The sequence below is a fragment of the Rhodocyclus purpureus genome, from assembly GCF_016653115.1.
Classification (GTDB): Bacteria; Pseudomonadota; Gammaproteobacteria; order Burkholderiales; family Rhodocyclaceae; genus Rhodocyclus; species Rhodocyclus purpureus.
In genome coordinates, this window is sequence record NZ_NHRX01000043.1 from 143753 (window position 1) to 162818 (window position 19066).

Consider the following 19066-nt stretch of genomic DNA (forward strand, 5'->3'; position numbering starts at 1 on the left):
CAATCGACTACTTGGCCGCCATGCGGATGGCACCGTCGAAGCGGATCACCTCACCGTTGAGGTACTGATTGCTGAAGATGTGCTCGACCAGCACCGCGAATTCGGCCGGCTTGCCCATGCGCGAGGGGAAGGGAACCATCTTGCCGAGCGACTCCTGCACGTCCGCTGGCATCGCCGTCAGCATCGGCGTCTCCATGATGCCGGGGGCGATGGTCATGACGCGGATCCCGGAGCGCGCCAGTTCGCGCGCGATCGGCAGCGTCATCGCGACGATGCCGCCCTTCGACGCGGCGTAGGCGGCCTGCCCGAGCTGGCCGTCGAAGGCGGCAACCGATGCGGTATTGACGATGACGCCGCGCTCGCCCTTCTCGTCCGGCTCCGACTTGCTCATGATCTCGGCAGCCAGGCGGATCATGTTGAAGCTGCCGACGAGGTTGATGTTGATCACGCGCGCGAAGCTGTCGAGGCGGTGCGCGCCTTCCCGGCCGACCACCTTCTCCGCCGGCGCGATGCCGGCACAGTTCACCAGCCCGCGCAAGGTACCCAGTTCCTGTGCCGCGGCGAAGGCGCCCCTGGCGCTCTCCTCGTTGGCCACGTCGGTGGCGACGAAACGCGCGTTCTCGCCGAGTTCGGCCGCCAGCGCCGAACCTGCGGCGGCGTTGACGTCGGCGAGCACGACCTTGCCGCCGGCAGCGACGATCATGCGCGCGGTGGCAGCCCCCAGCCCCGAACCACCGCCCGTCACGACGAATACGTTGCCCTTGATCTGCATGAAGTTTCGCTCCTCTCGAGTGATCCGCGTGGTCGAAGCGCGTCTCCCGGCGGGGCACCCTGCCCCGCCCACGGCGCTCGAATCAGCCGGCTAGCTTAGGCAGACGCGGACGCCGGCTCCATGCCGGAAGCGCTCAAACTGAGTGGTAGAATTTGTCATTGACTTTTTCACGATCGTTCAACTCATTCGCTCTGTGCACATCGACGGCAACTACCGCGGAACGATCTCGATCTGTTTCGTCAGCGAAGCCCTGCACTGCATCCGCGAGCGCGGGCTCGACGGCGACGAACTGCTGCGCGCATCGGGAATCTCGCCGGAACTCCTCAACGCGCCGCAGGCGCGCGTCTCCTCGACCCAGTTCGGCAAACTCTGGCACCTGATCGCGCGCACGCTCGACGACGAGTTCTTCGGCATGGACAGCCACCGCATGAAGGTCGGCAGCTACACCCTGCTCTGCCACTCGCTGATCAAGAGCGACACGCTCGAACGCGCGCTGCTGCGCGGCCTGCGCTTCTTCCGCGTGGTCCTCGACGACATGGAGGGGCGCCTGGTGCGCGAAGGCGGGCTGGCACGCATCGTCATCGACGACCTGCCGCGCCCCGACGAAAGGGCGGCGGGCAAGCCCCCGGCGCCGCGGCGCGCATTCGCCTACGGCACGCTGCTGCTGATGCTGCACGGGCTCGCCTGCTGGCTGGTCGGGCGCCGGATCCCGCTCCTGGCTGCCGATTTCCGCTGTCCCGAGCCCCGGTTCAGCGACGAGTGGCGCGGTCTCTTCTCGTCGAACCTGAATTTCGACCAGCCCAAGTCGGGCATCGCCTTCGCCGCCGAGTACCTCGACCTGCCGAACATCCAGAACGAGCGCAGCATGAAGGAATTCCTGCGCTCGGCGCCGGCCAATTTCCTCGTCAAGTACAAGAACAGCGCCAGCCTGACCGCCCGCGTGCGCCGCCACCTGCGCGCCAGCACACCCGCCGCCTGGCCCGACTTCGAGACGCTGGCGCGACAGCTCAACCACTCGCCCTCGACCCTGCGCCGGCGGCTCGAGGACGAAGGCAGTTCCTACCGCGGCATCCTCGACGACCTGCGCCGCGACCTCGCCATCTCGCTGCTCAGCGACTCCGAGAAGAGCATCATGGACATCGCCGCCGAGCTCGGCTTCGCCGAAGCGAGCGCCTTCCACCGCGCCTTCAGGAAATGGACGGGTTCACGTCCGGGCGAATACCGGCGCCTGCCGGCTGGGCCGGCTCAAGCTGCAGTTCATTAGCGTGAAACTGCGAAGGGATCGAGCAAGGGCGCAGCCCCGGATCAGCAGCCCGTCATCCTATGCGTGATCCGCCTCCCCGGAATAGACGTCTTCCAGAAGTGCATGGAGAGGTGCTGAGACCGTAACCGTCATCGCGAGCCCGCAGGGCGTGGCGATCCAGTGCGTAGGGCTGGCTTCTGTAATGGAAGAACGAACTGGATTGCCACGGCGCTGCGCGCCTCGCAATGACGGCAGCGACGCGTTTCATGCTTCGGGGTGGCGCAACTCGCCACGACGGTCAGCTTGAAACTGCACCGTGCAATATCTTCGCTTCGGGCCTGCCGGCCCTTCCACGAAAGGTCGGTGCAGCGCGAGCGTTCCTGATCAGAAGGTGATCACCTTGTCGGCGGCGAGCGTCGCCTGCGCCAGGTCGACCAGCGTGGCGATGCTCGTCCCCGGGATCAGCGGCAGGTCGACGAGGCCGCGGTTCAGCGCGCAGGTGCGGCAGATGCGGATCGGCACGCCATTGCGCACCAGTTCCTCGACCATCGCCTGCAGGCCCTTGCCGCCGCTGCCGTCGGACTGATTGGGCAGCGCCAGCACGGTCGCGTCCGACATCAGGAAGACCTGCACTTCCGGAGTTTCGCCGTCGGCGGCAAGCAGCGCGGTCGCCAGACGCAATGCCGACAGACAGCGCTCGCTGCCGTAGGGCGGCGCGTGGATGATGATGAGAATCTTCTGCATGGTTTTGCTTCCTGAGCGAGAGGAAAAGAGTGCTGGACGGGAACGTCGGCAGGCACCCGGGTCAGCTGCTGGCTGCCCGATCACCTTACCGTGAAACAGCAGCCGGGGCTATCCTCGATTCGGGCCTGCCGGCCGTCCCACGAGCGGCCGGTGCTGCGTCAGCCCGTCATCGCGAGCCCGAAGGGCGTGGCGATCCATTACAAGGGCTGCTGTCGGGTCGCCAGAGTTGGTGAGGCCGCGAAAGAACGAACTGGATGGCCACGGCGCTACGCGCCTCGCAATGAACGTGATTCAAGCGAATGGCTGCGTTTCATGCCCAAGGGTGGCCACGACTCGCCACGATCGTTAGCGCACGATCACGCCGCAGGCAACGCGCGGCCCGGAATTGCCGGCCGGCTGGCTCGTGTAATCGTCGGCACCGGCATGCACGACCAGCGAGCGGCCGACGATGTTGTGCCCGGTATCGTCGAGACTGAGCCCCCGCAACTTGACGCTGAGCGTCGCGTTGCCGCTGGCGTCGGCCTCGAGCATCGGCAGGTCGCCAGCGTGGTGCTCGCCCGCCTGCGGATTGCCGTGTTTCGTTGCCGCGGGGTTATAGTGACCGCCCGCGCTGCTGGCGTCGGGCGCACTGCAGTCGCCCTTCTCGTGGATATGGAATCCGTGCAGACCCTGGGTCAGGCCCGACACGCGCGCCGTGACCAGCAATGCGTCGTCCTGCTGGACGAAGCTGACGCTGCCTCCGGCGCGGCTGCCCTGGGTCGGCGCGAGCAAGGCCTGGGCCGACGGCTGCTTGCCGGAACCCGGGCCCGGACCTGCGCTCGAAGCGCAGCCGGCGGCGATCAGGGTGAGGGCGAGGATCGTGGCAGGGGTCATGGACTTGTGCATGGCATTTCCTCCGGGTTGTTACGCCCATGATAAACAATTTTTCCGGACATCATGAAACACATCGTCGTCAATGATCTGCGTCTCGAATACGTGGACCTGCCGGCCGCCGTTGCCGGTCGCCCGACCCTGTTGCTGCTGCACGAGGGCCTCGGCTGCGTCGCCATGTGGCGGGCTTTCCCGCAGAAACTCGCCGCAGCGACCGGATGCCGCGTCGTCCTCTGGTCGCGTGAAGGCTACGGCGGATCGCAGGCCTCGGCGGAACGCTGGACGCCAGGCTACCTGCAGCGCGAGGGCGAAGAAGCCCTGCCCGCGCTCCTCGCAGCCCTCGGCATCGAACGTCCCGTCCTCATCGGCCACAGCGACGGCGCCAGCATCGCGCTGATCTTCGCCGGCGCCTTCCCTGAAGTACCGCTCGGCGTCGCGGTACTGGCTCCGCACCTCTTCGTCGAAGAGGAAACCCTCGCCGGAATCCGTGCCGCGTGCAGGACCTGGGAGACGACCGATTTCCCGCGCAGGCTGGCGCGCTACCACGGCGCGCGCACCGAGCAGGTCTTCAGGCGCTGGAGCGACATCTGGCTGTCGCCCGAATTCCGCGACTGGAACATCGAGGACACCCTGCCGAAAATCCGCTGCCCGCTGCTGGCGATTCAGGGCGAGGGCGACGAATACGCGACGATGCGGCAGATCGACGCGATCGCCGCCCGCGTGCCGGGAACGCAATTGCTGAAACTGAAGAACTGTGGGCACACGCCGCAGCGCGATCAGGAAGCGGCGGTGCTGCGAGCAATGCGGGAGTTCGTCGCGGGGATCTGATCGCGGCGGTGGTCGTTGGCGAGCGCAAGCGGTCTGGCACGAGGAAAGAATCCAAAATGGGACGTGTAGACAGCTGGTCGGACGTTTTCTCTACACTTACAGAAAAGCATGTTTGCATGAATCCGATCTCTTGGCTTAAGCTCTTCGCGAGAAGTCTCTGCGCAGGTTCGCGTCACCCTCGCTGAGGAATCTGCGCGGTTCTTACGAAAAGACTTGCGGCGGATAGCTTACGACGTCGTTGCCGAGAATCTTTTTACCCAAGAAAGACGCGCCTTTACCGGAGAACTGCCGTGACCCACGCCGAACTGGTTTACCAGCACTTGAGACAACTGCCGGAATCGGTTGCTGCCGAAGTCTTCGACTTCCTTCAGTTCCTGGAGTCCAAACGGTCCGTAACTGAGTCGAAGCCACCGCGCCAGCCCGGCAGTGCCAAAGGATCGATCTGGATAGCGGATGATTTCGATGCGCCTCTGGATGACTTCAAGACTTACCAATGAATTAGCTGCTTGATACCCACGTGTTCCTGTGGTGGACCAATGGCGAATTGATTCCGTCACGCGCCAATGAAGCCATTCGCGACCCGGGGAATTCCGTCTGGATCAGTGCTGCCAGCGCATGGGAAATCTCGATCAAGACCAGCCTTGGCAAGCTTCGATTGCCGGAGCGAGCCGCGCGTTTCGTGGAGCAACAACGCCAGCAAAATGCCTTTAGCTGGCTGCCAATTGACATTGATGCGCTCGACATCCTTGAAGACTTGCCTTTTCACCATCGAGATCCTTTTGATCGGCTGCTCATCGCACAAGCCATCGCAAAGGGTTATACCTTGGTCAGTGCCGACAGTGCTTTTGAGAGTTACCCCGTGAAGAAGCTTTGGTCGTAAGCACATTCGGACGCCACAAACAGCGTTCCCGACCGGATGTGCATCCTGGTAGTGTGTGGAAAAAGCGGCAAGGATCGCTACACGCTGCAGAGGTCCTGCCTGCTCAAGCTCGAACACTGCGGGCACACGCCGCAGCGCGATCGGGAAGCGGAGGTGCTGCAGGCGCTGACGGCGTTCATCGACCGGGCATGAGCCGATCGCGCAAAAAATGCCGATGTGATCAACTGTAACAATATCTTGTTATGATCGGGACGAGGCGGTTCGGCGCGTCCGAACTTGCCGACACTGCGCAGCCCGACCAGACGAACAGGAAGATCGCATGACGAAAAATCCCACCGAAGCCGAACTGCAGCGCATCCGCGAAGCGCGTCACCACGACCCGTTTGCAGTCCTCGGCCGACACGAGGAGGCTGGCCAAGTGGTCGTTCGCGCGCACATCCCCTTCGCTGCCGAAGTCAGGATCGCCGAGGGCGGACAGCCGCTGGCGCGTCATCCCGGAACGGACCTCTTCGAGTGGCGCGGCGACGGCAAGGGGCTGCCGCTGCATTACAGCCTGATCTGGCGGGACGACGCCCATCGCGAACACATCGCGCGCGACCCCTATACCTTCCTGCCGCAGTTGGGCGACCTCGACCTGCACCTCTTCGCCGAAGGACGCCACCGCCACGCGCATCGCTTCCTCGGCGCGCACGAGCACGAGGTCGACGGCATCGGCGGCGTGCTGTTCGCCGTGTGGGCGCCGAATGCGGAACGGGTCAGCGTCGTCGGCGACTTCAATCGCTGGGACGGCAGGCGCCACCCGATGCGCGTCCGCGGCGGCAGCGGCGTCTGGGAGCTGTTCATCCCCGACTTGGAGCCCGGGCATGTCTACAAGTACGAAATCCGCAACCTGCACAGCGGCGCCATCGCGCTCAAGGCCGACCCCTACGGACAGCGCTTCGAACTGCGTCCGCGCACGGGCTCGCTCGTCGCCGGGCGCAGCAGCTACGCCTGGGGTGACGACGCCTGGATGCAGGAACGCCGCGCACACGACTGGCAGCAGCGGCCGATGTCGGTCTACGAAGTGCATCCGGGATCGTGGCAGCGCGGTGCCGAGGGCGAATTCCTCGGTTACCGCGAACTGGCAGAGCGCCTCATCGACTACGTCGTCGACATGGGTTTCACGCATGTCGAGCTGCTGCCGATCACCGAGCATCCGTTCGACCCGTCCTGGGGTTACCAGGTCACCGGCTACTTCGCGCCGACCAGCCGCTTCGGTGATCCCGACGACTTCCGCCATTTCGTCGACCTCTGCCACCGCCGGGGCATCGGCGTCCTGCTCGACTGGGTGCCCGCGCACTTCCCGAAGGACGCGCATGGTCTCGCCCGCTTCGACGGCACCGAGCTCTACGAGCACGCCGACCCGCGCCTCGGCGAGCACAAGGACTGGTCGACGCTGATCTTCAACTACGGGCGCAACGAGGTGAAGAGCTTCCTGCTCTCGAGCGCGATCTTCTGGCTCGAGGACATGCACGTCGACGGGCTGCGCGTCGACGCGGTCGCCTCGATGCTCTACCTCGACTATTCGCGCCGGGAAGGCGAGTGGATACCCAACCGCTTCGGCGGACGCGAGAACCTGTTCGCGATCGACTTCCTCAGGGAACTCAACGTCGCGACCCATGACCAGTGCCCCGGCATCCTGATGATCGCCGAGGAATCGACCTCGTGGCCGCAGGTCAGCCGGCCGACCTGGCTCGGCGGCCTCGGCTTCGACCTCAAGTGGAACATGGGCTGGATGAACGACACCCTGCGCTACATGGCGCAGGACCCGATTCACCGCAAGTACCACCACAACCTGCTGACCTTCAGCATGCTCTACGCGTTCAGCGAGAACTTCATGCTGCCCTTCTCCCATGACGAAGTCGTTCATGGCAAGGGATCGATGTTGAACAAGATGCCGGGCGACGAGTGGCAGCGCCATGCCAACCTGCGTAGCCTCTACGTCTATCAGTTCGCCCACCCGGGCAAGAAGCTGCTCTTCATGGGCACCGAGTTCGCCCAGGGTATCGAGTGGAACAGCGCCGGCGTGCTCGACTGGTACGTGCTCGACTACCCGCTGCACCGCGGCATGCAGCGCCTGGTCAGGGACCTCAACCATCTGTACCGCTCGTCGCCGGCGCTCCATCGCAACGAGTTCGACTGGCAGGGCTTCGAGTGGATCGACTGCAACGATTCGGAACAGTCGGTCATCAGCTTCCTGCGCAAGGGCGAGGACGACGAGGTGGCGCTGGTCGTGGTGAATTTCACGCCGGTCCCGCGCGACAATTACCGCATCGGCGTCCCGCGCCAGGGCGCCTACCAGGAGGTGCTCAACAGCGACTCGGCCTTCTACGGCGGCAGCAACGTCGGCAACGGCACGGCGCCCCTGCTGGCGGCGGAAATCGGCTGGATGAACCGCCCCTGGTCGCTGTCGCTGACGCTGCCGCCGCTCGGCGCCATCGTTCTGCGCTACCTTGGGGAAGCGCACTGAGGATCTTGGGCTCGGCGCTGTTCATGGCCCCCTGAACATTCCGCGGCGCCGGGGTTCGCCCCCGGCCCCTCCCCTGGCGTCTATCACCGGCGGGGCGGAAAGGGCAAAATGCAGCGATCGTGTCGTCCCATGCGCGGGTCGAGCTTGCTCGCCGAGCGATGGCGGCGCGTTGTGGCCGCCCATGGCCGGCAGCGTGCAGGATCGGGCGGCGATCGATGCAACAATTCGAGACCTGACCCCCAATGTTTGACGTTTGGCCGACTCTTCGCGAAAAGCCAGTGCCTCATGAAGCTTAGCCGTCTCGCCTGCACCCTCTGCGCGCTGTTCGTCGTTTCCGCCGGCGCCAATGCCGACGAACTGCCGATTGCCGTCGCTGCCAACTTCACCGCGCCGCTCAAGCAGATCGCCGCCGACTTCGAGAAGGAGACCGGGCACAAGCTCGTTCCCGCGTTCGGTTCGACCGGCAAGTTCTACGCGCAGATCAAGGCCGGCGCCCCCTTCGCAGTCCTCCTCGCCGCCGACGACGAGACGCCGGCCAGACTGGAAAAGGAAGGCGACGGCGTCGCCGGCAGCCGTTTCACCTACGCGATCGGCAAACTCGTGCTGTGGAGCAAGAAGGAAGGCTACGTCGACGACAAGGGCGAAGTCCTGAAGAAGAACGAGTTCCAGCACCTGTCGCTGGCCAATCCCAAGCTCGCGCCCTACGGCGCGGCCGGCGTCGACACCTTGCGCGCACTCGGCGTGCTTGACGCCGTGCAGCCGAAGTTCGTCACTGCCGAGAACATCGCGCAAGCCTGGCAGTTCGTCGCCACCGGCAACGCCGAACTCGGCTTCGTCGCGCTGTCGCAAGTAATCAGGGACGGCAAGATCGGCGAAGGCTCGGGGTGGATCGTTCCCGCCAGCCTTTATCAGGCGATCCGCCAGGACGCGATCCTGCTCGCCAGGGGCAAGGACAAGCCCGCGGCAGAAGCGCTGCTGAAGTACCTGCGCGGTGAGAAGGCGCGCGCGGTGATGAAGACCTACGGTTACGAATTCTGAGCTTGCGCGCAGGAGAACCCATCTTCCGCGGACGTCGGCGCGTTACAGTGCACCGATGTGAGACCTTCCATGAGCATTGACGCATGCTGAGTGCCGCCGATGTCGACGCCGTCTGGCTGACGCTGCGGCTGGCCGGACTGACCACGCTGATCCTGCTGCTGATCGGAACGCCGATCGCCTGGTGGCTGGCGCGCACCCGGCACTGGCTGAAGGGGCCGATCGCCGCGCTGGTGACGCTGCCGCTGGTGCTGCCGCCGGCGGTGCTCGGCTTCTACCTCCTGGTGCTGCTCGGGCAGGAAGGCCCGCTCGGCAAGCTGACGCAGGCGCTGGGACTCGGTCTGCTGCCCTTCACCTTCGCCGGCCTGGTCGTCGCATCGGTGATCTACTCGCTGCCCTTCGTCGTCCAGCCGCTGCAGCAGGCTTTCGCGGCGATCGGCGAGCGGCCGCTGGAAGCCGCGGCGACCCTGCGCGCGTCGCCGCTCGACGCCTTCTTCAGCGTCGCGCTGCCGCTGGCGCGGCCCGGCTTCCTCACCGCGGCGATCCTCGGCTTCGCGCATACGATCGGCGAATTCGGCGTCGTGCTGATGATCGGTGGCAACATCCCGGGACAGACGCAGGTGCTGTCGATGGCGATCTACAACCACGTCGAGGCGCTCGAATACGGCGAGGCGCACTGGCTCGCCGGCGGCATGCTCGTCTTCTCCTTCATCGTCCTGCTCGCGGTGAACGGGCGCAACTGGAGGCGCTCGCCATGAGCATCGACGCCCGCTTCCGGATCACCTACCCCGGTTTCGCGCTCGCCGCCGACCTCGAACTGCCGGGGCGCGGCGTCAGCGCGCTGTTCGGGCCCTCGGGCTCGGGCAAGACGACGCTGCTGCGCGCGATCGCCGGTCTCGAACGCTGGCCGGATGCGCGCCTGATCGTGAACGGCGAGACCTGGCAGGACGGCAAGGCGTTCGTGCCGACCCACCGACGCCCGCTCGGCTACGTCTTCCAGCAGGCCAACCTGTTCGCGCACCTGACGGTGCGCGGCAACCTCGATTACGGGGCCAGGCGCGCCGGTGCCGCCGCCGCTCGCGTCGACCGCGAACGCATCGTCGAACTGCTCGGCATCAGCGCCTTGCTCGAACGCAAGCCAGAGCGCCTCTCCGGCGGCGAAGGCCAGCGCGTCGCCATCGCCCGCGCGCTGCTCAGCGGTCCGCAGCTGCTGCTGATGGACGAGCCCCTGGCGGCGCTCGACCTCGCGCGCCGCAACGAGATCCTGCCCTACCTGGAAAACCTGCGCGACACGCTCGACATCCCGGTGCTCTACGTCAGCCACGCCGCCGACGAGGTGGCGCGGCTGGCCGACCACCTCGTCGTCCTCGACGCCGGCCGCATCCTTGCCCAGGGGCCGCTGGCCGAGACGCTCGCGCGCGTCGACCTGCCGATCCGCCTGGGTGAAGACGCCGGCGTGGTGCTCGACGCCGTCGTCGTCGAACGCGACCGGCAATGGAGTCTGGCGCGCGTCGACTTTCCCGGCGGCGAACTGTGGGTACGCGACAGTGGCCACACCATCGGCAGTCGCGTGCGCGTGCGCATCCTCGCACGCGACGTCAGCATCACGCTGGAGCGGCACGAGGGCAGCAGCATCATGAACACGCTGCCGGCCAGGGTGGCGGAAATCGGCGACGAAGCCGACCCCGCGCTGGCGCTGATCAGGCTGCATGCCGGCGCAGCAACGCCCGAGAACGCCCCCGAACCGGCCGGAGCAGGAAGCTCGGCCATTCTCGCCCGCCTCACGCGGCGTTCCGTCGCCTGGCTGGGCCTCGCGCCGGGAATGCCGGTCTGGGCACAGATCAAGGCGGTCGCGCTGATCGGCTGAGCCGCGCCGAGCCGGCCCCCCCGGCCTTCGCCGGCCGCGAGCGTCCGGGTCTTCAGCCCGCGGCGATGCGGCCCCGGGCGCCCTGCGGGGAGATCGTTCCGCCCGGCAGCCATTTCTCGAGCACCGCGGCCAGCTTGTCGATGGCGAGTGGCTTGGTGAGAAAATCGTCCATCCCCGCGGCCAGGCAATCCTGGCGATCCTTCTCGAAGGCATCGGCAGTCAGGGCGACGATCGGCAGGCGCCGACGACCATGCTCCGCCTCCCACAGACGGATGGCGCGGGTCGCGGCATAACCGTCCATCACCGGCATCTGCACGTCCATCAGCACGAGGTCCGGCATCTCGCCGCGCAGGAGACAATCGAAGCCCTGCCGGCCGTCCTCGGCCATGCAAACGCTCAGCCCGAAACGGGTCAGCATGGCCTCGACCACCCGGCGATTGACCGCGTTATCCTCGACCACCAGCACGCGCGCCGACGAGGCTGCGCGGGGGACGAACGCTTCGCCCGGCCCGGCCGGGCTGGCCGGCGTGCTCTTCGCGTCGACGTCCGGCAGCGCCACGCGAACGCGGAACCAGAAACGCGATCCCTGCCCGAAGCGGCTGTCCACGCCGACCTCACCGCCCATCAGCAGCGCCAGCCGGTGCACGATCGACAGGCCGAGGCCGCTGCCGCCGTATTGCCGCGTCGTCGAGCTGTCCACCTGAGTGAACGGCTGAAACATCAGCGACTGCTTGTCGGCGGGGATGCCGATCCCGGTGTCGACAACCTCGAATTCGAGCAGCGCACCGTGCTCGTCGCGTGACAGTTCGCGCGCCGCGATGCGTACTGCGCCGCGCTCGGTGAACTTGATCGCATTGTTCACCAGGTTGGCGAGCATCTGGCGCAGGCGCTGGGCGTCGCCGACATAAGGCTGCCCGCCCGGACCGTTCCAGGCCGCATCGATGGACAGCTTCTTGCGCGCTGCGGGCTCGCCGTACAGCCGCCTGATCTCGTCGAGCAGCGCGGCCGGATCGAAAACGGTGGGCTCCAGTTCGATCCTGTTCGCCTCGGCCTTCGACAGGTCGAGGATGTCGTTGAGCAGACCGAGCAGCGTCTGCCCCGAATCGAGGATCGTGCGCGCGCAGTTGGCACGCTCGGCCTCGCTCACGCCGGGCATCAGCAACACCTGCGCCATGCCGAGGATGCCGTTCATCGGCGTGCGCAGTTCGTGGCTGATGGTGGCGAGAAAGCGGCTCTTGGCGACGCTGGCGGCCTCGGCGGCCTCCTTGGCGCGCCTGAGCTGCAACTGCTGCTCGTTTCTTTCGGTGATGTCGCGGGTGATGTTGACCAGGCCGACCAGGCGGCCGGCGCTGTCGCGCATCGCCGAGAGGGCGACGTCCGCATAGAAGCGGCTGCCGTCCTTGCGCACGCGCCAGCCCGCGTCCTCGCAACGGCCGTCGCGCACGGCGGCCGCGATGATCTGCCCGGGCCTGCCGGCCGCGACGTCTTCCGGCGTATGGAAGCGCGCCATCGGCGCGCCGAGGATCTCGTCGGCGTCGTAGCCCTTGAGTCGCCGCGCCCCTTCGTTCCATGAGACGACCCGTCCGCTGCCATCGATCATGATGATCGCGTAATCCTTGACGCTGTCGGTCATCAGCCGCAGTTGCGTGCCGTTTTCGAGGACCAGTTGCTGCTGCCGGGTCATCCGCGCCAGGAGAAAGACGAGGCCGAGGCTGAAGACCCAGAGCAGGCTGGTACCGATCAGTGCGCTGCGCCGATCCTGCGCGATGACCGCTTCGACCGGTCTGAGCACGCTCTGTTCGCTGAGTCCGAGGACGATCGTGACCGGGTAGTCGCGCAAGCGCTGCCAGCGATAGATCCGGTGCACCTGGTCGTAATTCGCCGGCGCCCGGAACGATCCGGTGGCAGGGACCGTCTCTCCGACGAACGGGCGGTCGGGTCCGAAGGATTTGCCGAGCAGGGCTTCATGATCCCGGTTACGCGCCAGATACTCGCCGCTGGCACGAAAGATGGAGATCGAGTCGTCGGAGGCCAGCGTCAGCGAGACGAGCGCCTGCTGCAGATAGGACGGCGCCACCGACAGCACGACCACGCCGAGGAACTTGCCGTTACGCCTTATCGGGCGGGTGAACTGGATGCTCCATTCGCGGGACACCCGGCCGAGCACCGGCTTGCTGATGAACAACTGGTCCCCGGTGCTGCCGAGATGGACCTTGAAGTGCTCGCGATCGCCGAGGAAGACGCGCTCCTTCATGCCGAGGCTCGAATAGGATAGGTAGCCGTCGGGGTCGATCACGGCCACCTGGAGCAGCGCACGTTCGGGGAGTCTTTCCTCGACCTCGCGCACCTCGGCGGCAAAATCCTGCACGCGGCCCGGTACGTAGCGCGCGGACAACTCCCTCGCCGCAAAGTCGACGTTGTGGAACAACATCGCGATCTCGTCGGCCACGGCGCCGTTGAGCTGACTGGCGCGAAATTCGGCCTGGGCAATGGTCTCGGCGCGCAGGCGATCGGCCGAACTCGTCAGTTGCCACCAGTAAAGCGCGCTGGCCAGCAGCGACAGCAGGACGACCAGCGTGGCGATCGGGTTGAAATAACTTCGGGTCAGGAACTTTCCCGACCATGGCCTTGCCGGAATGTTAGCGTGGACTGCGGCCTCGGTCATCAGGCAAAGCCTCGGTGTGGCTGATGGAGATTCGGGTGGCGGTCGGAATCGCCCCGATTCGCGACGGAATCGTCACGAGAATACGCAGGGCAGTCTCCGCCGGTCGCGATCTTGCCACCGTTTCGTCGACGAAGTCGAGTGGCAAGCGCAGCGTGCGCCCGGGACAGCATTCCTGCGGATAGCCCACGCGCTGCGCTGCAGCAAGGACAGGCAATAAAAAACCGCCCCGAGAGGCGGTTTTTTGAATTGTTGGTCGGGGTGAGAGGATTCGAACCTCCGACTCCTGCGTCCCGAACGCAGTACTCTACCAGGCTGAGCTACACCCCGACTTGCTGTCGCTAGAATTTTCTTGCAGCAGCGAAAGATGGCAATTCTACCAGCGAATCTTTGTAAAGGGAAGGGGGTAAGACGTCGAGTGCGCGAACGGCGAGTTCGGCTTCGGCGCGCGCCGCCTTCTGTGCGTACTCGAGCGCGCCGGTGGCGCGGATCGCGGCGAGCACGCCCGGGAAGGATTCACGGCCGCCCGTCTCGATCGCCGCGCGCACACACGCCGCCTGCTCGGCGTTGCCATGCTGCATGACGTAGATCAGGGGCAGGGTCGGCTTGCCTTCGGCGAGGTCATCACCCAGGTGCTTGCCGGTCTCGTCCTCGTTGCCCGAGTAGTCGAGGATGTCGTCGGCGAGTTGGAAGGCAGTGCCGAGGTGCATGCCGAAGGTGGCGAGCGCCTGCTCGACCTCGGGCGAAGCGCCGCCGACGATGCCGCCGATCTGCGCGGCGGCGGCGAACAGCTTGGCCGTCTTCGAGCGGATCACCTGCAGGTAGCGCCCCTCATCGACGTCGCTGTCGTGACAGTTCATCAGCTGCATCACCTCGCCTTCGGAGATGACGACGGTGGCTTCCGACATCACGCGCATCACGCGCAGGTCGCCGATCTCGGTCATCATCTCGAACGCACGCGAGTAGAGAAAGTCGCCGACGAGCACGCTGGCGGCGTTGCCGAAGGCGGAGTTGGCCGTCTCGCGACCGCGGCGCAGTTCGGATTCGTCGACCACGTCGTCGTGCAGCAGCGTCGCGGTATGGATGAACTCGACGACGGCGGCGAGCTTGTGCTGCAGGTCGCCCTGGTAGCCGAGCGCCCCGGCGCCGAGCAGGACGAGTGCCGGCCGCATGCGCTTGCCGCCGCCCTGAATGATGTACTCGGCGACCTGACGCACGAGGACGACGTCCGAATACAGTCGGGCACGGATGACCGCATCGACGGCCTGCATGTCCGCTTTGATCAGACTGTAGAACTGTTCTTCCAGCTTCACCGGGAAACGCCTTGGCAAAAAAACCGACAGATGTTAGGCGCCGCAGGGGGTAGCGTCAAGTTGAACCGAGCGCAGCGCGCCCGGCCTGCCTGTGCGCCCGCAGCAGACGCGGCCGGGCCGGGAGCGAGGTCGCCGCGCGCAAGGCAGCGAAACCTTTGACGCAGCTGGACGAATGCGTATAATGCACGGTTCGTTTCACTTCGTTCCATTCATTGGAGTCCAACATGTACGCGGTCATAAAAACCGGTGGCAAGCAGTATCGCGTTGCCGCTGGCGAAAAATTGAAAATAGAACAGATACCGGCAGAAGTTGGCGCAGAAATCACGATCGACCAGATCCTCATGGTAGGTGAAGGTGAGTCGGTGAAGATCGGCGCCCCGCTCGTCGCTGGCGCCTCGGTCAAGGCAACCGTCCTCGCTCAGGGCCGCCACGACAAGGTCAAGATCTTCAAGATGCGTCGTCGCAAGCACTACCGGAAGAATCAGGGCCATCGCCAGAACTACACCGAGATCCGCATCGACGGCATCGCGGCGTAATCGCTGCTGATAGAGAGGAATCTGAAAAATGGCACACAAAAAAGCAGGCGGTAGTTCGCGTAACGGCCGCGACTCAGAATCGAAACGCCTTGGCGTGAAGCGCTACGGTGGCCAGCTGGTCGCTGCCGGCAACATCATCGTTCGCCAGCGCGGCACCGAGTTCCACCCGGGCGAAAACGTCGGCATCGGCAAGGACCACACGCTGTTCGCGCTGGTCGAAGGCCGCGTCGCGTTCGCGATCAAGGGCGAGAAGCGTCGCCGCACCGTGAGCATCGTCCCGGCCGCCTGATCAAGGCTCGCGCGGACGCTCACAGGCGTCGTTGCACCCTTGCAGCACCTCCGCTGAAAAGCCCTATCCTCGCGATAGGGCTTTTTAGTTTCTACTTGAACCAGACACCGGGGACTCACCCATGAAATTCATCGACGAAGCGAAGATATTCGTTGCCGCGGGCGACGGAGGCAACGGCATCGCCTCGTTCCGGCGCGAGAAATACGTGCCGATGGGCGGCCCCGACGGCGGCGACGGCGGTCGCGGCGGCAGCGTCTACGCGGTCGCCGACCGCAACATCAACACGCTGGTCGAGTACCGCTACACGCGCAAGTTCATCGCGCAGCGTGGCGAGAACGGTGGCTCGGCCGACTGCTACGGCAAGGGCGGCGACGACATCGTGCTGCGCCTCCCGGTCGGCTCGGTGATCGCCGACATGACCAGCGGCGAGATCATCGCCGACCTCGACCAGGACGGCAAGCGCGTACTCATCGCCAAGGGCGGCAAGGGCGGGCTCGGCAACATCCACTTCAAGTCGAGCGTGAACCGCGCACCGCGCCAATGCACCAAGGGCGAACCCGGCGAGGAACGCGACCTGAAGATCGAGTTGCGCGTGCTCGCCGACGTCGGCCTGCTCGGGCTGCCCAACGCCGGCAAGAGTACCTTCATCCGCGCCGTGTCGGCGGCCAAGCCGAAGGTCGCCGACTACCCGTTCACGACGCTGCACCCGAACCTCGGCGTCGTCCGCGTCGCCGAGAACAAGAGCTTCGTCATCGCCGACATCCCCGGGCTGATCGAGGGCGCCGCCGACGGCGCCGGCCTCGGCGTGCGCTTCCTGAAGCACCTGGAACGCACGCGCGTGCTGTTGCACATCGTCGACCTGGCACCGCCCGACCCGGAAGCCGACCCCGTGCATGACGCCAAGGCGATCGTCGCCGAACTCGAAAAGTACGACCCGCAGCTGGCCCAGCGTCCGCGCTGGCTGGTGCTGAACAAGATCGACCTGATCCCCGAGGAAGAGCGCGAGAAGCGGATCGGCGCCTTCCGCGAAGCCTACGGCGATCCCGACACGCCCTGCTTCTGCATCAGCGCGATCAGTGGCGACGGCTGCAAGCCGCTGATCTACGCGCTCTACGAAGCGCTGCAGAAGCTGGCGCCGCCGGCCCCGGCCGTCGCCACCCCGGCGCCGATCTTCGCCGACGAGGCCGACGTGGAAACCCCGGCCGAAGAAGACGCGGCCGGAGGCGAAGGAGAGGGCAAGGCATGAGCACGCGACTCGTCGAAGCACACCGGCTGGTGGTCAAGGTCGGCTCGGCACTGGTCACCAACAACGGCCAGGGGCTCGACCTCGCCGCCATCGGCGAATGGGCGCGGCAGATCGCCGACCTGCGCGCCGCCGGCCGCGAAGTCGTCCTCGTCTCCTCGGGCGCGATCGCCTGCGGCATGCAGCGGCTCGGCTGGAGCAAGAGGCCGAGTGCCGTGCACGAACTGCAGGCGGCCGCCGCCGTCGGCCAGATGGGCCTGGCGCAGGTCTATGAAAGCGCCTTCGCCGCGCACGGCGTGCAGACGGCGCAGGTGCTGCTGACGCACGAGGACCTCGCCGACCGCAAGCGCTACCTGAATGCGCGCTCGACGCTGACCACCCTGCTCGGCCTCGGCGTCGTCCCGATCATCAACGAGAACGACACGGTCGTCACCGACGAGATCAAGTTCGGCGACAACGACACGCTCGGCGCGCTGGTCGCCAATCTGGTCGTCGCCGAGGCGCTGATCATCCTCACTGACCAGCAGGGCCTGTACACGGCCGACCCGCGCAAGGACCCGGCGGCGACGCTGATCGCCGAGGCGCGGGCCGGTGACGCGGCGCTGGAAACGATGGCCGGCGGCGCCGGAACGCAATACGGCAAGGGCGGCATGATCACCAAGGTGCTCGCCGCCAAGCGCGCCGCGCGCAGCGGTGCGCACACGGTGATCGCCAGCGGTCGCGAGGCCGAGGTGCTGCCGCGCCTGGCGCAGGGCGAGTCGGTCGGCACCCTGCTCGTCGCCGAGACGCAGCCTCTGACCGCGCGCAAGCAATGGCTGGCCGATCACCTGCAACTCGCGGGAACGCTGCACCTCGACGCCGGCGCCGTCGCGGCACTGAAGGGCGGCAGCAGCCTGTTGCCGATCGGCGTGGTCACGGTCGAGGGCGACTTCGAGCGTGGTGCCGCGGTCGCCTGCCTGAGCCCGGAAGGCCGTGAAGTCGCGCGCGGGCTGTGCAACTACGGCAGCGGCGACGCGCGCCGCATCGCGCGCCACCCGAGCCACGAACTGGAAGCGATCCTCGGCTACGTGGACGAGCCGGAGTTCATCCACCGCGACAACCTGGTGCTGATCGACCGCTGAGGGACGCGCAGGCAAGATTCCGCACCCACCGTCATTGCGCAGCGCGCCAGCGCCGTGGCAACAATGAAGTCATTGCGAGGCGCGTAGCGCCGTGGCAATCCAGTGCGTTCTTCTATTTCTACGTCCCTGCCGGCTCGGGCGATCGGATAACAGTCCTACGCACTGGATCGCCACGCCCTGCGGGCTCGCGATGACGGTTACGGTCTCAGCACCTCTTCATGCACTCCTGGCACTGCCGTCATTGCGCAGCGCGCCAGCGCCGTGGCAACAATGAAGTCATTGCGAGGCGCGCAGCGCCGTGGCAATCCAGTGCGTTCTTCTATTTCCGCGTCCCTGCCAGATCGGACGATCGGATAACAGTCCTACGCACTGGATCGCCACGCCCTGCGGGCTCGCGATGACGGTTACGGTCTCAGCACCTCTTCATGCACTCCTGGCACTACCGTCATTGCGAGGCGCGTCAGCGCCGTGGCAACAATGAAGTCATTGCGAGGCGCGCAGCGCCGTGGCAATCCAGTGCGTTCTTCTATTTCCGCGTCCCTGCCAGCTCGGACGATCGGATAACAGTATCTACGCACTGGATCGCCACGCCCTGCGGGCTCGCGATGACGGTTACGGTCTCAGCACCTCTTCATGCACTCCTGGCACTGCCGTCATTGCGCGGCGCGCCAGCGCCGTGGCAACAATGAAGTCATTGCGAGGCGCGTAGCGCCGTGGCAATCCAGTTCGTTCTTCTATTTCCGCGTCCCTGCCAGCTCGGACGATCGGATAACAGTCCTACGCACTGGATCGCCACGCCCTGCGGGCTCGCGATGACGGTTACGGTCTCAGCACCTCTTCATGCACTCCTGGCACTGCCGTCATTGCGCAGCGCGCCAGCGCCGTGGCAACAATGAACCTAAAAACCTCAGTTGCTGAAGTGCAGAGCGGCCGAAGGGCTGGCAAGCTATGGGTTTTGCGTTGATCGAGGGAGTCACCCGATGGGTGAATCGAAATTGAAGCGTCTGCGGGATCAAGAAATGCTTTGGTCGTGTGCCGGGGTGCAGACGGCAGGAGGTCGTGTTCGGGTTCGCTGGGAAGCGGAGAGTGCGGCCACGCCGATGGGGCAACTGGCGTACTTCATCGAGTTTCTGACGCTGACGGGTCTGTGGTCG

At 65.9% G+C, this 19066-nt stretch carries 18 protein-coding genes and 1 tRNA gene; 13 read left to right on the top strand and 6 right to left on the bottom strand.

Annotated elements, in window-relative coordinates:
- Window positions 1–7: 7 nt before the first annotated feature.
- On the bottom strand, window positions 8–772 hold the full coding sequence (locus CCR84_RS09115; RefSeq protein WP_201211533.1) for a 3-hydroxyacyl-CoA dehydrogenase: 765 nt from the start codon (window positions 770–772) through the stop codon (window positions 8–10).
- 193 nt (window positions 773–965) lie between these two features.
- Here CCR84_RS09115 and CCR84_RS09120 point away from each other — a divergent pair, with 193 nt between their 5' ends.
- Window positions 966–2036: an AraC family transcriptional regulator ligand-binding domain-containing protein gene (locus tag CCR84_RS09120; RefSeq protein WP_201211535.1), complete on the top strand. Its 1071-nt coding sequence runs from the start codon at window positions 966–968 to the stop codon at window positions 2034–2036.
- 363 nt (window positions 2037–2399) lie between these two features.
- Here CCR84_RS09120 and CCR84_RS09125 read toward each other — a convergent pair whose 3' ends face one another.
- Both CCR84_RS09125 and CCR84_RS09130 read right to left on the bottom strand, forming a co-directional pair.
- Window positions 2400–2759 (bottom strand): DsrE/DsrF/TusD sulfur relay family protein, encoded by a 360-nt coding sequence (locus tag CCR84_RS09125; RefSeq protein ID WP_201211538.1) that lies wholly within the window; start codon window positions 2757–2759, stop codon window positions 2400–2402.
- A gap of 345 nt (window positions 2760–3104) precedes the next feature.
- Window positions 3105–3644 (bottom strand): superoxide dismutase family protein, encoded by a 540-nt coding sequence (locus CCR84_RS09130; RefSeq protein ID WP_201211540.1) that lies wholly within the window; start codon window positions 3642–3644, stop codon window positions 3105–3107.
- Between the two features lie 51 nt (window positions 3645–3695).
- Between CCR84_RS09130 and CCR84_RS09135 the strand changes: the two genes are divergently transcribed.
- The 8 genes from CCR84_RS09135 (at window position 3696) to modC (ending at window position 10748) form a co-directional block, all read left to right on the top strand.
- Window positions 3696–4457: an alpha/beta fold hydrolase gene (locus tag CCR84_RS09135; RefSeq protein ID WP_201211542.1), complete on the top strand. Its 762-nt coding sequence runs from the start codon at window positions 3696–3698 to the stop codon at window positions 4455–4457.
- Between the two features lie 290 nt (window positions 4458–4747).
- The gene (gene vapB / locus CCR84_RS09140) at window positions 4748–4954 is read left to right on the top strand and encodes a type II toxin-antitoxin system VapB family antitoxin (RefSeq protein ID WP_201211544.1); all 207 of its coding nucleotides are present in this window, start codon (window positions 4748–4750) and stop codon (window positions 4952–4954) included.
- A gap of 5 nt (window positions 4955–4959) precedes the next feature.
- Complete coding sequence (locus CCR84_RS09145) at window positions 4960–5337, top strand: type II toxin-antitoxin system VapC family toxin (protein ID WP_274610797.1); 378 nt, start codon at window positions 4960–4962, stop codon at window positions 5335–5337.
- Between the two features lie 51 nt (window positions 5338–5388).
- Window positions 5389–5529, top strand: coding sequence for a hypothetical protein (locus CCR84_RS09150; protein ID WP_201211548.1), 141 nt, complete (start codon window positions 5389–5391; stop codon window positions 5527–5529).
- Window positions 5530–5656: 127 nt separating this feature from the next.
- Window positions 5657–7846, top strand: a complete 2190-nt coding sequence (gene glgB, locus CCR84_RS09155; RefSeq protein WP_201211550.1) for a 1,4-alpha-glucan branching protein GlgB — start codon at window positions 5657–5659, stop codon at window positions 7844–7846.
- A 285-nt stretch (window positions 7847–8131) separates the two neighbouring features.
- On the top strand, window positions 8132–8884 hold the full coding sequence (modA, locus tag CCR84_RS09160; RefSeq protein ID WP_201211552.1) for a molybdate ABC transporter substrate-binding protein: 753 nt from the start codon (window positions 8132–8134) through the stop codon (window positions 8882–8884).
- A gap of 83 nt (window positions 8885–8967) precedes the next feature.
- Window positions 8968–9639 (top strand): molybdate ABC transporter permease subunit, encoded by a 672-nt coding sequence (gene modB, locus CCR84_RS09165; RefSeq protein ID WP_201211554.1) that lies wholly within the window; start codon window positions 8968–8970, stop codon window positions 9637–9639.
- Complete coding sequence (gene modC, locus CCR84_RS09170) at window positions 9636–10748, top strand: molybdenum ABC transporter ATP-binding protein (protein ID WP_201211557.1); 1113 nt, start codon at window positions 9636–9638, stop codon at window positions 10746–10748. The genes modB and modC overlap by 4 nt, the downstream gene beginning before the upstream one ends.
- A gap of 52 nt (window positions 10749–10800) precedes the next feature.
- On the opposite strand, the gene CCR84_RS09175 is transcribed toward modC, so the two are convergent.
- The 3 genes from CCR84_RS09175 to CCR84_RS09185 form a co-directional block, all read right to left on the bottom strand.
- The gene (locus CCR84_RS09175; protein WP_201211559.1) at window positions 10801–13413 is read right to left on the bottom strand and encodes an ATP-binding protein; all 2613 of its coding nucleotides are present in this window, start codon (window positions 13411–13413) and stop codon (window positions 10801–10803) included.
- A gap of 250 nt (window positions 13414–13663) precedes the next feature.
- Window positions 13664–13740, bottom strand: a tRNA-Pro gene (locus CCR84_RS09180).
- An 11-nt stretch (window positions 13741–13751) separates the two neighbouring features.
- Window positions 13752–14681 (bottom strand): polyprenyl synthetase family protein, encoded by a 930-nt coding sequence (locus tag CCR84_RS09185; RefSeq protein ID WP_201211580.1) that lies wholly within the window; start codon window positions 14679–14681, stop codon window positions 13752–13754.
- A gap of 266 nt (window positions 14682–14947) precedes the next feature.
- On the opposite strand from CCR84_RS09185, the gene rplU reads away from it, so the two are divergent.
- The 4 genes from rplU to proB all read left to right on the top strand — a co-directional run bounded on the left by rplU (window position 14948) and on the right by proB (window position 17912).
- Entirely contained in the window at window positions 14948–15259 is a 312-nt protein-coding gene (gene rplU, locus CCR84_RS09190) for a 50S ribosomal protein L21 (RefSeq protein WP_201211561.1), read from the top strand.
- Window positions 15260–15287: 28 nt separating this feature from the next.
- Window positions 15288–15548 carry a 50S ribosomal protein L27 gene (gene rpmA, locus CCR84_RS09195; RefSeq protein ID WP_201211563.1) on the top strand — a complete coding sequence of 87 codons (261 nt, stop codon included), beginning with the start codon at window positions 15288–15290 and terminating at the stop codon, window positions 15546–15548.
- Window positions 15549–15669: 121 nt separating this feature from the next.
- On the top strand, window positions 15670–16794 hold the full coding sequence (gene cgtA, locus CCR84_RS09200) for an Obg family GTPase CgtA (RefSeq protein ID WP_201211564.1): 1125 nt from the start codon (window positions 15670–15672) through the stop codon (window positions 16792–16794).
- Window positions 16791–17912, top strand: coding sequence for a glutamate 5-kinase (proB, locus tag CCR84_RS09205; RefSeq protein WP_201211565.1), 1122 nt, complete (start codon window positions 16791–16793; stop codon window positions 17910–17912). Before cgtA ends, proB begins: the two co-directional genes overlap by 4 nt.
- Window positions 17913–19066 lie beyond the last annotated feature (1154 nt).